The sequence below is a fragment of the Nocardia sp. NPDC127579 genome (assembly GCF_042672005.1).
GTDB lineage: Bacteria > Actinomycetota > Actinomycetes > Mycobacteriales > Mycobacteriaceae > Nocardia.
In genome coordinates this window covers 32,562-46,343 of sequence record NZ_JBHXVZ010000013.1, presented here as the reverse complement: position 1 = coordinate 46,343, position 13,782 = coordinate 32,562, and the positions used below count along the sequence as shown (strand labels likewise).

The window sequence follows — 13,782 nt, the reverse complement described above, 5'->3', positions numbered from 1 at the left end:
GTGCGCGGAGCACATCGCGGCTGCGCCTATGCTGGACAACGCAGCTGGTTTCTCCGGTGTGTGACGAGTTGGAGCCCCGACGTCACATCCGGAGTCGAGATCCCTGGGGATCGAGAGGGAACCCGGTGAGAATCCGGGACTGTCCCGCAGCGGTATGCAGGAACGACCGCCGTCAAGAGCACTGGAATCATCCGGGAAGCGACGGCCAGTAGGTGAGCCCCCGTGAGGGGGTCGGCCAGAAGGCCCGTGCCCGCGAGTCCGAAGACCTGCCGACTGTGCCGGATACGCCGTATCCGGCGGCCACCGCCTCGTGGATTGGGCGCGCGGACCACCAGTTCCGACAGATCGGGCTCCGTTTCTTCGCGGCGCGCCGAATTTGTCGGCTCCGGTGCCGCCCGCCCGTATGGCGTCGGCTCACATCCCACACAGCACTGGAGCGCCATCGTGACTGTTTCTATCGACAATGGGTTCACCGCAACCGTTCTCGGCCTGCCCCGGGTGGGCCCGCGCCGAGAACTCAAGCGCGCCACCGAGTCCTACTGGGCCGGGCGCCTGGACGCCGACGGTCTGCACGGCGTCGCCGCGGATCTGCGGCGCCGGCAGTACGCCGAATTGATGTCCGCCGGACTGGATTCGATTCCGGTCGGCACCTTCTCCTACTACGACCAGATGCTCGACACCGCCGTACTGCTGGGCGCGCTGCCGCCCCGGGTGGCCGCGATCGAGGATCCGCTGGACCGGTATTTCGCGGCGGCGCGCGGCACCGCGGCGATCGAACCACTCGAGATGACCAAATGGTTCGACACCAACTACCACTACCTGGTGCCGGAGATCGGCCCGGAAACCACGTTCTCGCTGCACCCCGAGATGCTGGTGGCGCAGCTGGCCGAGGCACTGGAGCTCGGTGTGCCCGCGCGGCCGGTGCTGATCGGCCCGCTCACCTTCCTGAAACTGGCGAAGGCGACCGATGGTTCCGCGCTGGATCGGCTCGCCGAACTGCTGCCGCTGTATCGGGAGTTGTTGCGGCAGTTGGCCACCACCGGGGCGAGCTGGGTGCAGATCGACGAGCCGGTGCTGGTGACCGATCTCACCGAGGCCGAGATCGAGCTGGTGCGTGACACTTACCGCGCGCTGTCAGCGGGGGACGATCGTCCGGCGATCCTGGTGGGCACCTATTTCGGGCAACCGGCGGCAGCCTTGGCCGCGTTGGCGGACACCGAGATCGAGGCTGTCGCGATCGATTTCACCGCCGTCGCGCCCGGCGCGGTGACAGCCGGTGCGGCGCTGGCGGGCAAGCTGCTGGTGGCGGGCGTGGTCGACGGCCGCAATGTGTGGCGCACCGACCTGGACCGGGCGCTGACGACGCTCACTGCGGTACAGGATTCCGTTGCGGCCGTGGCTGTTTCGAGTTCGTGCTCGTTGCTGCACGTGCCGTACACGTTGGCCGCGGAGACCCGGCTGGAGCCGACACTGCGGTCCTGGCTGGCCTTCGGCGCGGAGAAGGTCGCCGAGGTGCGTCTGCTCGCCACCGCGTTGCATTCGGGAACCGAGGCCGTTGCCGCCGAATTGGCTACGGTACGTACGGCTCTGGAATCGCGCCGCCGTGATCCGCGCCTGGCCGATCCTCAGGTCCGGGCCCGGCTCGACGCACTGGACGCGGACGCGGACCGCCGTGGCCCCGCCGAGGAGCGGCGCGCCCAGCAGGCCGAACACCTGCGTCTGCCCACCCTGCCCACCACCACGATCGGCTCCTATCCGCAGACCTCGGCGATTCGGCTGGCCCGGGCGACCCTGCGCAAAGGCCAGATCGATCAGGACGAGTACGACCGCCGGATGCGCGCCGAGATCGCGGCGGTGATCGCACTACAGGAGCGCCTCGGCCTGGACGTCCTGGTGCACGGCGAACCCGAACGCAACGACATGGTGCAGTATTTCGCCGAGCAGCTGGCGGGTTTCGCCGCCACCGAGGCCGGTTGGGTGCAGTCCTACGGCACGCGCTGCGTGCGGCCGCCGATCCTCTTCGGTGACGTGTCGCGGCCCGCGCCGATGACGGTCGACTGGATCACCTACGCGCAGTCGCTGACCGGGAAACCGGTCAAGGGCATGCTGACCGGACCGGTGACCATTCTGGCGTGGTCGTTCGTGCGGGACGATCAACCGCTGGCCGATTCCGCCGCGCAGGTGGCGCTGGCGATCCGGGACGAGACCGTCGATCTGGAGGCCGCGGGTATCCGGATCGTGCAGGTCGACGAGCCGGCGTTGCGCGAGCTACTGCCCCTGCGCGCCGCCGACCAGCCGGATTACCTCGAGTGGTCGGTGCACGCGTTCCGCCTGGCCACCGCCGGTGTCGCCGACACCACCCAGATCCACACCCATCTCTGCTATTCGGAGTTCGGTGAGGTCATCGACGCGATCGCCGGTCTGGACGCCGACGTCACCTCCATCGAAGCCGCCCGCTCGCACATGGAGGTGCTCGACGATCTCAACGCCGCCGGTTTTGCCCTGGCCGTCGGCCCCGGCGTGTACGACATCCACTCCCCCCGGGTCCCCGGTGTCGAGGAAATCACCACCGCCCTGCGCGCCGCCCTGAAAGCCGTCCCCGCCGACCGCCTGTGGGTCAACCCCGACTGCGGTCTCAAGACCCGCGGCCCCGTCGAAGTAGAAGCCGCCCTCCGCAACATGGTCACCGCCACCCACGCGGTTCGCTAGCCCACCGATCGACCGGCCGCACCCCGGCCGGTCGATCGGCCTCCGAGGTTGTTAATGACTGACCAGTCATTCATAATCGGAGGTGTGCCGAAAAGAGTCGATCGGACCGCACGCCAGGAGGAAATCTTGGCGGCCGCGGTGAAAGTATTCGCACGCAAGGGTTTTGCCGCCTCCCGCATCGAAGACGTTGCGGCCGAGGCCGGAATCGCCAAGGGCAGCGTGTATCTGTACTTCCCCAGCCGGGATGCGTTGCTGGCCGGGGTCTTCGAGAGTTACGCCGCGAAATCCGAACCGGCCTCGGCCGATCCAGGCACCGGGTCAGCCCTGGACCGCCTGGATCACCTGGTGCGCGCCACGGTCGAGATGCTGGCCGCGCACCCGGATCACGCGCGGGTGCTCCTGGATGTGTGGGCATCGAATCCGCCGCTCGATCTGGCCGATATGTATCGGCGCCATCGCGGCGCCATCGCAGATCTGCTCGTCGAGGCGGCAGCGGCGGGTGAGCTGCGCACGGGTATCGGCGCACCACACGCGGCGGTCATTGTCGGCGCGATCGAAGGCTGCCTCGTGCAGTCCCTGGCAGATCCGGACGTTTCGCTCTCGGAGCTGGCCGAACCGATTCTGCAAGTCTGCGTGGCGGGGATCCGGCGATGAGAATCACCGACCGCCTCATCGCGCCGGATGCCACCCGCGGCGAGATCGTCAGCGGTTTCGGTTCCGCGACCCTGGGGGCCACAACGATTTTCGGCCTCGGACTACACGCCGGGCTGGACCTGTGGCAGGTCGTCGTGCTGGCCCTGGTCGCCTTCGACATGTTCGGCGGCGCCGTGGTCAATGCGACCGCATCCGCCAAACGCTGGTATCACCGCCCCACGCGCACCGCGGCGCATCACCTCGGCTTCGTCGCGGTACACATCCAGCCGTTCGTCCTGGCGTGGGCCGTCCCCGGTTTCACCTGGACGGCCGCCGCCACTATCTATCTCACGACGCTGGTCGCCGCGCTGGTCGTCACCGCCACCCCGCAATCCCTGCGGCGACCGGTCGCCTTCGGCGCCACCGCCTTCGGCCTCACCCTCACCACGACCCTCGTGACCGTCCCCCACATCGCGGCCTGGTTCGCCCCGATCCTGCTCGTCAAACTCCTTCTGGCCCACCTACTCCCGGAGGAGCACCGATAACCTGCCCCTCACTCGATCTCGGGTTTCGGCCGCGCCGGTCGCTTGCGGCGCGAGGTGAAGCTCTCACATGCCTCACCGGCCCTGATCGCGGGCCGCATCCGGCCGCGTCCGCTGATGCCTCGGCGCCAGGATTTCGGGTCGTTCGGACAACACGTCATGCCACGCTCCTAGATCACCCGGGGTCGGTCGCCCCTATCTTGTAATCCTTCGACGCACCTCCGACTCATTCGGTTCCGCTATTTCCTCAGCAAGAGCGGCACGCCGAGATGTCACACGGCGAAGGCGCGGGTGATGGCGGCCATGTCGAAGTAGTCGCGCCAGGCGGTGATCAAACCGTCGCGCACCTCGAAGACACCCACGACCGGGAGCGGGGTGTCGCGGCCGTCTTTGCCACGAAGGGTGTCGGTGCGTTCGTTCATGACGACGGGGCCGTTCGCCACTTGGAGGTGGATGTCGAAATCGATGGCGGTGAAGGTGGCGAGGAAGCCCGAGATGAAGTCGGCGATGGCGGTGCGGCCGAGGATGGGTTCCATCGGAATATTGTGGTAGACAGCGTCTTCGGCGAAGAAGCGGGCGATCTCGGCGGGGTCGGGGGTGGACCAGGCCCGGCACATGGCGCGGACGATCTCGTCTGGGCTGGACATCGGGCAACTCGCTTTCGTCGAACGAAACCCGATTCAACCAAACATATGCTTGTTTGAACACCGTGGAACCCGAACGCACCGGACCGCGCCCCCGTTTAGGCTGATCTCATGTCCAACGACCAACCGCTGCGCTACCGGCTGATCACCGGCGTCGACGATGCCACCTTCTGCAAACGCGTCAGCGACCTGCTCGACGAGGGCTACCGCCTGCACGGAGCACCCGCCGTCACCTTCAACGGCACCGACGTCATCGCGGCCCAGGCACTGGTCCTGGGCGGCTTCATGGAGTGATCCAGCAACCGGGTAGCCAGATGTTCCGAACCGCGAACCGGGTCGGTGCGCGTAGGATATGAGCCTTCACTCGTATCCGAGACCCCCGGCGGCGACGCCCGCCGTCCTTCGCACGCTACACACCGGCCCCGCTCCGCAAAACCCAATGCGCCGCTAGCCATTCGCACAACAGAACTGTCCATTCTGCGATGTTTGCGAAGCCGGACGACTACCATTGCGGCTCGTGCGCAAGATGTACGCGGGAGCCCGGTTGCGGCGATTGCGCGAGGAACGGCGAATGACCCAGGCGGCACTGGCCAAGTCGCTGGATCTCTCGCCCAGCTATCTCAACCAGCTGGAGCGCGACCAACGGCCGCTCACCATTCCGGTGCTGCTGAAACTGAATTCGACCTTCGATCTCGACGTGCAGTTCTTCGCCGCCGACTCCGACGCGCGCCTGGTCTCCGACCTGCACGAGGTCCTGGTGGACGCGGCGGGCGGCGACAGCGCGCCGCTGACCGAGGTCGAAGAACTGGCCACCCGGCAGCCGGAGGTCGCGCGCATCCTGGTCGCCATGCACCGGCGGTTACGCGCCGCCACCGACCAGCTCGACCTGCTGTCCTCCCGGGTCTCGGCCCCTACCGGCGCGCCGAGCGTTCCGATGCCCTACGAGGACGTCCGGGATTTCTTCTACGACCACCACAATCACATCCCGCACCTGGATCTGGCCGCCGAGCACCTTTTCGAGGAATCCGGCCTGACCATCGGCTCACTGGACCGCCAATTGGCCCGGATCGCCGACGAACGCGCCGGGGTGACGGTGCTGGTGCGCGGCGACGGAGCCGACCCGGCCATCCCGAAACGCCACTACGACCCCGACAGCCGCACGCTCACCCTGGCGCGCCGCCTGCGCCCCGGTCAGCGCGCCTTCCAGATCGCCACCACCCTGGGCTTTCTGCTCTTCGGCGACGACCTGGACGCGGTACTGGACGAAACACCGTCGCTGACCGGAGAATCCCGCACCCTGGCCCGGATCGGGCTGGCCAACTATTTCGCCGGCGCCCTGGTGCTGCCCTACGGCCGCTTCCTGCGCTCGGCGGAGGAGCTGCGCTACGACGTCGATCTGCTGAGCCTGCGTTTCGAGGTCGGCTTCGAAACCATCTGCCACCGGCTCAGCACCCTGCAACGCCAGGGGCAGCGCGGCGTACCGTTCTTCCTGGTCCGCACGGACCGGGCGGGCAATATCTCGAAACGACAGTCCGCCACTGCCTTTCACTTCTCCCGGGTCGGCGGCAGCTGCCCGCTGTGGGTGGTGCACGAGGCGTTCGCGCATCCGGGGCGGGTGCTGACCCAGATCGCCGCCATGCCCGACGGCCGCCGCTACCTGTGGATCGCCCGCACCACCGGCGCCACCCCGCACGGATATGGCACGGCGACAAAGAATTTCGCGATCGGCCTGGGCTGCGATATCGAGTACGCCGACCGCCTGGTGTATTCGACCGGGCTGCAACTCGACGAGCCCGCCGCGGCCGTGCCGATCGGCGCGGGCTGCAAGGTGTGCGAACGACCGGCCTGCCCGCAGCGCGCGTTCCCGCAGATCGGCGCGCCGCTGTCGATCGCCGAGCACACCGGCACCGACCTGCCCTATCCCCGGGTCGGCCGCTAGGTTCAGGACTTCGCCAGATACTCCAGCCGCTCGGAATCCACCGCGGCGTGCATCATGCCCGCCAACCCCGGGTGCTGCCGCAGGCCCGGATCGGCCTCCACCAGTTCACGCGCCAAATCCTGTGCGGCGGTGATGACTTCGAGATCGTCGAGCAGCGACAGCAGTCGCAGGGAACGGGCGGTACCCGATTGCGCGGAACCGAGCACATCTCCCTCGCGGCGCTGACGCAGATCGAGCACGGACAACTCGAAGCCGTCGGTGGTGCCCGCGACGGCATCCAGGCGCAGCATGGCCGAACCACCCGGGGCCGCATCGGTGATCAGCAGGCACAGTCCGGCGTGCTTACCGCGGCCGATCCGCCCGCGCAGCTGGTGCAGCTGGCTGACGCCGAACCGGTCGGCGTCGACGATCACCATGACGGTGGCGTTCGGCACATCGACGCCGACCTCGACCACGGTGGTACAGACCAGCACGTCGATCTCACCGGCATTGAAATCCCGCATCACCTGGTCTTTTTCGTCCGACGGCAGCCGACCGTGCAGCAACCCGACCCGGACACCGGCCAGCGCGCCGGTGCGCAGCGTGTCGAAGACATCGAGCGCGGCCGCCGTGGTCGGCGCCTCCTTCTGCTCGGCCTTGCGGCCCTTGCCCTTCGGGCCGTTCTCCTCGTCGTCGCCGATCCGCGAACACACCACGTACGCCTGGCGGCCCGCCTCGACCTCCTCCACGATGCGCTCCCAGGCGCGCTCCACCCATCCCGGATGCTGTTTGCGCGGAACGACTTTGGAGGTGATCGGCGAGCGCCCGCGGGGCAGTTCGGTGAGCGTGGAAGTCTCCAGATCGCCCAGAGTCGTCATGGCGATGGTGCGCGGAATCGGGGTCGCGGTCATCACCAGCAGATGCGGGCTGACCCCCGCTTTCGCCTTGGCCCGCAACGCATCTCGCTGCTCGACGCCGAACCGGTGCTGTTCGTCGACGATCACCATGCCGAGATCGAAGAACTCCACCGCGTCCTGGATCAGCGCGTGCGTGCCGATCACGATGCCCGCCTCGCCGGTCACCGCCGCCAGCAGCGCGGCCTTCTTGGCCGACGCCGTCATCGAGCCGGTGACCAGCACGACCTTGGTCGAATCCTCGGCCGCCCCGAGCTCACCCGCCGTGCCGAGTTCGCCGAGCATGCCGCGCAACGACCGATAATGCTGTGCGGCAAGCACTTCCGTTGGAGCCAGCAGCGCGCACTGCTGACCGGCGTCGACCACCTGCAGCATCGCGTGCAGCGCCACGATGGTCTTGCCCGAGCCCACCTCTCCCTGGAGCAGTCGATGCATCGGCTGGGTCCGCGACAGATCCGCGGATATCTCCGAAATCACCTGCTGCTGACCAGAAGTCAGCTCGAAGGGCAACTTCTTCTCGAAGGCGGCGGCGATGCCGTCGGTGCGCGGCGGACAGGGCCGCGCAGTGCGGCCCGACACCTCGTGCCTGCGCTCGGCCAGCACCAGTTGCAGGGCCAGCGCCTCGTCGAACCGCAGCCGCTCCCGGGCCTGATCGATATCGGTCTTGCGCTCGGGCAGGTGGATCAGCCGCAGCGCGTCGGAGACCGCCAGCAGCGCGCGTTCCGCCCGAACCGCTTCCGGCAGTGGATCATCGATCGGGTCGAGCTGTTCGAGCACCTGCCGCACACAGGCCAGCAGATCCCAGCTCTGCACCTTCGCCGTCGCCGGGTAGACCGGGATGAACTCCCGCTCCATGAACGAGACATCAACTCCCCCAGCGCCTTTGGCGCTCTCGGCCAGGCCGCGCAGATCGCCGCCGCCGCGCACCCGGGTGAACGAGCCGACGGTCTCGTCCTCGGTCTCCGGCAGGATCAGATAGCCGGGGTGGCTGAGGTTCCAGCTGCCGGGTCGCCAGTAGCTGACGGTTCCCGACATCATCGCCCGAAGCCCTTCCTTGACAACGTATTTCACCTTGTCGCCATTGAAGAACGTGACCTCGACCGGTTTGCCCGCCCCGGTGTCCAGCTGCACCTTCAGCAGCGAACCGCGCCGATTGCGCATCGGCTTGAGCTCGGTCTTGGCGATCCGCCCGACCACGGTGATGTGCGCGCCGTCCTCGGGCTCGTTCTCGGTGAGCGGCTGGCCCTGGGTGGCGTAACGCAGCGGATAGTGCCGCAGCAGATCCTCGACCGTGGTCATGTCGAAGGCCTCACCCAGCTTCTCGGCCGCTTTCACACCGAGCACGTGGTCCAGCCGGTCACCGAGTGTCGCCATGCCGTAATCCTGTCTGTGCCTGTGTCACCAAGGTCATTCCACGCCGATCTGCACCAGATCATCGTGCTGCCCACCGGAATACACGCTCACCTCGACACCGGGGAAATCCCGCCCGATGTGCTCGGCCAGTTCCCGCGCCAGCCGGTCGGGCGCGTCGGCACCGAGCAGCAGCGTGACGAGTTCCCCGCCGAGCCCGAGCATCCGGTCCAGCAGGGTACGACCGGCCGCGTGAACATCATGGTCGATGACCACGACATCGTGGCCGACCAGACCGAGCCCGTCGCCCGCGGCGCAGGTGCCGACCATGGTGAGCGCCCGCTCCCGGGCCACCCGCAGCGAACCCCAGCGAGTCGCGGCGGCGGCCTCGGACATGGCGAAGGCATCGTCGACGGCGATCCGGCCGCGATCGTGCACGGCGGCGGCCGCCAGCCCCTGCACCACCGAACCGCTGGGCAGCAACAGCACGTCACGGTGCGCGTCACGGGCGGCGACACCGACCGCCACCAGCTCGTGGGCGGGTAGCGCCCCGTTCGGCAGCACCATGACCTCGCGGTTCGGCATCCGCCGAATCGCGTCGAGCAACGAATGCGCGGTCACCGGTTCCGCGTCCAGGACGACCGCGCCCGCCGCTTCGAACAACGCGGCGGCGCCCACGCCGGCGGCGACCGCGAGCATGCCGCGATCGGCTGGGCCATCGGACACCGCTACCCGGCAGCCCGGCCCGTGCACCGGCGCGGTGACGGCGAAACTCTCGATGCGGATCGCGCTGAGCGTGCCCGCGGCCAGACCCGCCTCGACCGCCGCGCCCGCGTCGCCACAGTGCACGTGCGCGGACCAGACGCCCGCACCGTCGCCCACCACGACCACCGAATCGCCGAGTTCGGCCAGGCGGTCCCGGAGCCGGGTGGCGCGGGCTTCGTCGGTGTCGGCGAGCAGGAACATGACTTCGAAGTGCGGGTCGCCGCCGCCGACCGGCTCGTAATCGGTGTCCGCCCGGTCGATCCCACGCGGCCCGGTGCCCACCCGGTCGGTTCCACGCGGCGCGGTGCCCGTCCATTCGGTTCCGCGCGACGCGGTGCTCTGCTCGCCGGAGGGATACGCGGGCCGAGCCGGGGTCTCGCCGGTGGCCACCGCGACGAAACCGTCCAGCAGGACCAGCAATCCGCGCGCCCCGGCGTCGACCACTCCGGCATCGCGCAGCACCCCGAGCTGACCGGTCGTGTCCTCTAGCGCCTTGGCGGCACCGTCCGCAGCGGCCACCGCCACACCGGCGAGACCGGTCTCCGGGCATTCCGCCGCCCGCGCGGCCGCGCAATCCAGGACCGTGAGCATGGTGCCCTCGACCGGCACACTCAGCGATTCACGCACCAGCACCGCCCCGCGCCGCAGCCCGGCCCGCAGCGTCTCGGCGGTGAGCGGCGCCGCACGCACCGCTTCGGCGATCCCGCGCAGCACCTGCGTGAGGATGATGCCCGAATTACCGCGCGCGCCCGCGGTCGCGCCCCGGGCCAGCGCCGCCGCGACCGTCGCGGCGGCGGGCTCCTCGGTTCCGGCGGCGGCGGTGTCGGCGGCCTGCAGCGCGGCACGCATGGTGGCGAGCAGATTGGTGCCGGTATCGGCATCGGCGATCGGGAAGACATTGAGTGCGTTGATCTCGCCGCGCCGCGACTCCAGACCGTCGACGCAGATCCGGGCCCAGCGCAGCAGAACTGCGCCGTCGATCACATCCCGCACGCCGGGCACCGCACCTCCTGTTTCCCGCTCACGTTCCATTCGCCTCCGCGCCCTCTGTGCCGCAGGGCCACACCCCTGGACCACCCGGTCAGGGGCCTCCCGCCAGGTTAGCGGGCGCTACCGACAGCACCGGTGACAGCCGGGCATCTCCGACCGGTTAGAGTGGAGCCCGCATATCGGCCGCTTCGGCCCACCTCCCCGGACCATCGGTTTGGTGGAACCGGGCCGTGCCAGCTACCCTTGCAGGGTTGCCTCGCGCGGCCCTGGCCGGTTCGCGCTGGTCGGCGTCAGCCGACCAGGCATAAGACATTGTTTCCGGACATGCTGCGACACCTCGTAGCGTCCCCACTTAGACATGAAGGAGTTCGCGACTATGGCTGCCGTCTGCGACGTCTGCGCCAAGGGCCCCGGCTTCGGGAAGTCGGTCTCGCACTCGCACCGGCGTACCAACCGTCGCTGGAACCCGAACATCCAGACCGTGCGCGCCCAGGTTGCCCCCGGCAACACCAAGCGCATGAACGTGTGCACCTCCTGCCTGAAGGCGGGCAAGGTTACGCGCTGAGCGTATCCCCGAGATCGAACGAAGAGGCGAGTGCTCGCGTAGCACTCGCCTTTTTGCTGTCCTGAGCCGACCGGCGCGATACTTCGACCATGACGCACTGGGGGATCCGACCACTCACGCCCGAATACACCCGCGGCCTGGCCGAATGCCATATCGCCTGCTGGCGGGAGGCCTACCGGGGCCTGGTGCCCGACCAGTTGCTCGACGCCTTCGAGATCGAACCGGCGACCCGGCGGTGGGCCCGTAACCTCGAGCGGCACCCGGGCAGCATCCATGTGGCGGTCTCCGACGATGTGGTCGTCGGGTTCGCGGGGGCGACGGAGAACAAGGCCGAATCCGCGGTCGCCGAGATCGAGTTGCAGGCCCTCTACGTGCGCTCGCCCTGGTATGGCAGCGGGCTCGCCGCCGAGCTGCTGTGGACCGCCGTCGACCCGGCCCGTTCCAGTTCGCTGTGGGTGTTCGAAGGCAATCCGCGCGCCCGGTCCTTCTACCGCAAGCACGGGTTCGCACTCGACGGCGGCACCAAGCTCGAGGAGTTCACGCCCGCCCTCCAGGTACGCATGGTGCGTCCGGCTAGGGTGCAGGAATGACAGCATCGCAAAGCGATTCCGTGCGAGGTGGCGGTCGGGCGACGGATGGGCGTTCGGAGCGAGCCGAGTACGTGTCGGTCGCCGACGGCGTCCTACAGATCACCATCGCCACCGCCGCCGCGGGCACCTCCATGGATTTCGAGGGCATCACCGCCGGGACCGCCGCCCTGCGGGCGCTGCCCGCCGAGGTGGGCGCGGTGTTGCTCACCGGCAGCGGCGCGAACTTCTGCGCGGGCGGCAATGTGCGTGGATTCGCCGCGGCGGACGACCGCTCCGCCCATATCCACGCTCTCGCAACGACTCTGCACGACTTCGTGCGCGCGCTCGACGCCGTGCCGGTGCCGGTGATCGCCGCGGTGCAGGGCTGGGCGGCCGGTGCGGGCATGAGCCTGGTGTGCGCGGCCGATATCGCGCTCGGTGGTCCCTCGACCAAGCTGCGCCCCGCCTACCCCGGCATCGGCCTCAGCCCCGACGGCGGCATGTCCTGGACGCTGCCGCGCCTGGTCGGCCTGGGCCGGGCGCGCGAAATCCTGCTCACCGACGCGGTTCTCGACGCCGAGGAAGCGGTGCGACTGGGGCTGCTCAGCCGCCTGGTCGCCGATGACGCGGTCCGCGCCGAGGCGGGCGCGCTGGCCCGGACGCTGGCCACCGGCCCGCGCTCCACCTACGCGACGATGAAACGTCTACTGGCACAGTCGGACTCGGCCACACTCAGCGATCAGCTGGACGCCGAACGCGACGCCATCGCCGCGTCCGCGAGCACCCCGGCCGGCCGCGAGGGCGTCGACGCGTTCGCCGAGAAGCGCAAGCCCGACTACACGAAGGCGAACTGAAACCCTAAGTCTCCAGGACGAACTGGGCGACGGCATCGGTGAAGGCATCGTTGTCGTCGCCCGCCGCCGTATGGGCGGCGCCACCGATCTCGGCGATGCGCACATGCGGAACAAGCTCCTGGAACTGGGCCGCGCCTTCGGCACTGACCACATCGGAGCGCAGGCCGCGCACCAGCATCACCGGCATGGTGAGTTGTTTCGCGGCGGTCTCCATGTCCCCGATCATCGCGGTCGGGTCCTCGACGCGGTCACGCAGCATATCGGGATCCCAGTGCCAGTAGAACCGGCCGTCGCGTTCCCGCAGATTCCGCATCAGACCGTCGGTATTCTTCGGCCGCGGACGATGCGGGAGATACGCTGCGACCGCGTCGGCGGCCTGATCCAGTGAGTCGAAGCCGTCGCGATGCCTGCCGAGGAAATCGATCACCCGGGAAACACCTTCCTGCTCCGGCCGGGTGACGATGTCGACCAGCACCAGCGCCCGGATCGGCGCACCCGGTACCGCGGTGGCGAGCAACGCGGTAATCCCGCCCATGCTCGCGCCGATCACGACCGCGCCGTGCTCGGGTGTCGCGCCGAGCTGTGTCAGCGCGCCCATCAGGTCCTCGACCATGGTCGCGCGGCGGTAGTCGGCGTCGGGCGCCCACTGACTGTCGCCGTGCCCGCGCGCGTCGAGCGTGACCACGCGCATTCCGGCCGCGCCCAGCTTGGCGCCGGTCTGCTTCCAGGAGTGCCGGGTCTGCCCGCCACCGTGCAGGAAGACCACGAGCGGGCCCTCGGCCGGACCGAACCGGTCCCCGGCCAGCTCCAGCCCACCCGAACCGATCAGCCTCAGCTGCACCGGCTCGACCAGATTGTTCGCATTACTCACGATCCGAGCATCGCACACGTACACGCGGTTGAAGAATAGGCGTCTCCGCCCGCGCCGAACTCAGCGTCATCCGGAGGGAGTCTTACGACCGACCGTTTGCGGCCGTCTCGCATCCGAGCAGCCGAAGCGCATGCGCCGCAGGCGCGAGTCTCGGCTGCTCGGATGCGAGACACAAGGGGCCGCAAACACGCGGCGCCGCGGGCGCCGCCAATATCAACAGTCCAGTTTCTGGGCACTCAGGGTGCTCTGGAAGACGCAGGCGACCTTGGCGTTCACCGAAGCAGAGATGGTGGACGAACCGGTGGAGGTCATCTGCTCGGACACGGGCTCCGTGGTTTCCGGTGCGGCGGGCTCGAGCCGCAGCGGCTCCGCGCTCGCGGCGGCGGTGCCACCGGCGATGGCGGCGCACAGGGCGAAGGCGGCGGTGGCGCCTCGGAGGGTGGTACGGGTCTGCATCA

The 13,782-nt window shown here is 68.9% G+C and carries 13 protein-coding genes and 1 riboswitch; of the genes, 8 read left to right on the top strand and 5 right to left on the bottom strand.

Annotated features, from left to right (window positions below):
* Nucleotides 1-78: 78 nt before the first annotated feature.
* A riboswitch (cobalamin riboswitch) is annotated at nt 79-289 on the top strand.
* 155 nt (nt 290-444) lie between these two features.
* The 3 genes from metE to ACFVMC_RS31405 all read left to right on the top strand — a co-directional run bounded on the left by metE (nt 445) and on the right by ACFVMC_RS31405 (nt 3,887).
* A complete protein-coding gene (gene metE / locus ACFVMC_RS31415; protein ID WP_379216337.1) occupies nt 445-2,709 on the top strand; it encodes a 5-methyltetrahydropteroyltriglutamate--homocysteine S-methyltransferase in 2,265 nt (754 codons plus the stop codon).
* An 84-nt stretch (nt 2,710-2,793) separates the two neighbouring features.
* On the top strand, nt 2,794-3,363 hold the full coding sequence (locus ACFVMC_RS31410) for a TetR/AcrR family transcriptional regulator (RefSeq protein WP_379216335.1): 570 nt from the start codon (nt 2,794-2,796) through the stop codon (nt 3,361-3,363).
* The gene (locus tag ACFVMC_RS31405; protein WP_379216333.1) at nt 3,360-3,887 is read left to right on the top strand and encodes a hypothetical protein; all 528 of its coding nucleotides are present in this window, start codon (nt 3,360-3,362) and stop codon (nt 3,885-3,887) included. The genes ACFVMC_RS31410 and ACFVMC_RS31405 overlap by 4 nt, the downstream gene beginning before the upstream one ends.
* Nucleotides 3,888-4,156: 269 nt before the next feature.
* Here the strand turns inward: ACFVMC_RS31405 and ACFVMC_RS31400 are convergent, their stop codons facing one another.
* Nucleotides 4,157-4,531, bottom strand: a complete 375-nt coding sequence (locus tag ACFVMC_RS31400) for a nuclear transport factor 2 family protein (protein ID WP_379216332.1) — start codon at nt 4,529-4,531, stop codon at nt 4,157-4,159.
* A gap of 108 nt (nt 4,532-4,639) precedes the next feature.
* Between ACFVMC_RS31400 and ACFVMC_RS31395 the strand changes: the two genes are divergently transcribed.
* Together ACFVMC_RS31395 and ACFVMC_RS31390 are read left to right on the top strand one after the other, a co-directional pair.
* Nucleotides 4,640-4,822: a DUF1737 domain-containing protein gene (locus tag ACFVMC_RS31395; RefSeq protein WP_379216330.1), complete on the top strand. Its 183-nt coding sequence runs from the start codon at nt 4,640-4,642 to the stop codon at nt 4,820-4,822.
* A 223-nt stretch (nt 4,823-5,045) separates the two neighbouring features.
* Nucleotides 5,046-6,467, top strand: a complete 1,422-nt coding sequence (locus ACFVMC_RS31390; protein WP_379216328.1) for a short-chain fatty acyl-CoA regulator family protein — start codon at nt 5,046-5,048, stop codon at nt 6,465-6,467.
* A gap of 2 nt (nt 6,468-6,469) precedes the next feature.
* Here ACFVMC_RS31390 and recG read toward each other — a convergent pair whose 3' ends face one another.
* Both recG and ACFVMC_RS31380 read right to left on the bottom strand, forming a co-directional pair.
* Nucleotides 6,470-8,734, bottom strand: a complete 2,265-nt coding sequence (gene recG / locus ACFVMC_RS31385) for an ATP-dependent DNA helicase RecG (RefSeq protein WP_379216326.1) — start codon at nt 8,732-8,734, stop codon at nt 6,470-6,472.
* A gap of 33 nt (nt 8,735-8,767) precedes the next feature.
* The gene (locus tag ACFVMC_RS31380) at nt 8,768-10,507 is read right to left on the bottom strand and encodes a DAK2 domain-containing protein (RefSeq protein WP_379216324.1); all 1,740 of its coding nucleotides are present in this window, start codon (nt 10,505-10,507) and stop codon (nt 8,768-8,770) included.
* 334 nt (nt 10,508-10,841) lie between these two features.
* Here ACFVMC_RS31380 and rpmB point away from each other — a divergent pair, with 334 nt between their 5' ends.
* The 3 genes from rpmB to ACFVMC_RS31365 all read left to right on the top strand — a co-directional run bounded on the left by rpmB (nt 10,842) and on the right by ACFVMC_RS31365 (nt 12,453).
* The gene (rpmB, locus tag ACFVMC_RS31375; protein ID WP_194814704.1) at nt 10,842-11,030 is read left to right on the top strand and encodes a 50S ribosomal protein L28; all 189 of its coding nucleotides are present in this window, start codon (nt 10,842-10,844) and stop codon (nt 11,028-11,030) included.
* Between the two features lie 89 nt (nt 11,031-11,119).
* Complete coding sequence (locus tag ACFVMC_RS31370) at nt 11,120-11,620, top strand: GNAT family N-acetyltransferase (RefSeq protein WP_379216322.1); 501 nt, start codon at nt 11,120-11,122, stop codon at nt 11,618-11,620.
* Nucleotides 11,617-12,453, top strand: coding sequence for an enoyl-CoA hydratase/isomerase family protein (locus ACFVMC_RS31365; protein ID WP_379216320.1), 837 nt, complete (start codon nt 11,617-11,619; stop codon nt 12,451-12,453). The genes ACFVMC_RS31370 and ACFVMC_RS31365 overlap by 4 nt, the downstream gene beginning before the upstream one ends.
* Before the next feature lie 4 nt (nt 12,454-12,457).
* Here ACFVMC_RS31365 and ACFVMC_RS31360 read toward each other — a convergent pair whose 3' ends face one another.
* Together ACFVMC_RS31360 and ACFVMC_RS31355 are read right to left on the bottom strand one after the other, a co-directional pair.
* The gene (locus ACFVMC_RS31360) at nt 12,458-13,324 is read right to left on the bottom strand and encodes an alpha/beta fold hydrolase (RefSeq protein WP_379216318.1); all 867 of its coding nucleotides are present in this window, start codon (nt 13,322-13,324) and stop codon (nt 12,458-12,460) included.
* A gap of 213 nt (nt 13,325-13,537) precedes the next feature.
* A complete protein-coding gene (locus tag ACFVMC_RS31355; RefSeq protein ID WP_379216316.1) occupies nt 13,538-13,780 on the bottom strand; it encodes a hypothetical protein in 243 nt (80 codons plus the stop codon).
* Between the last annotated feature and the right edge of the window lie 2 nt (nt 13,781-13,782).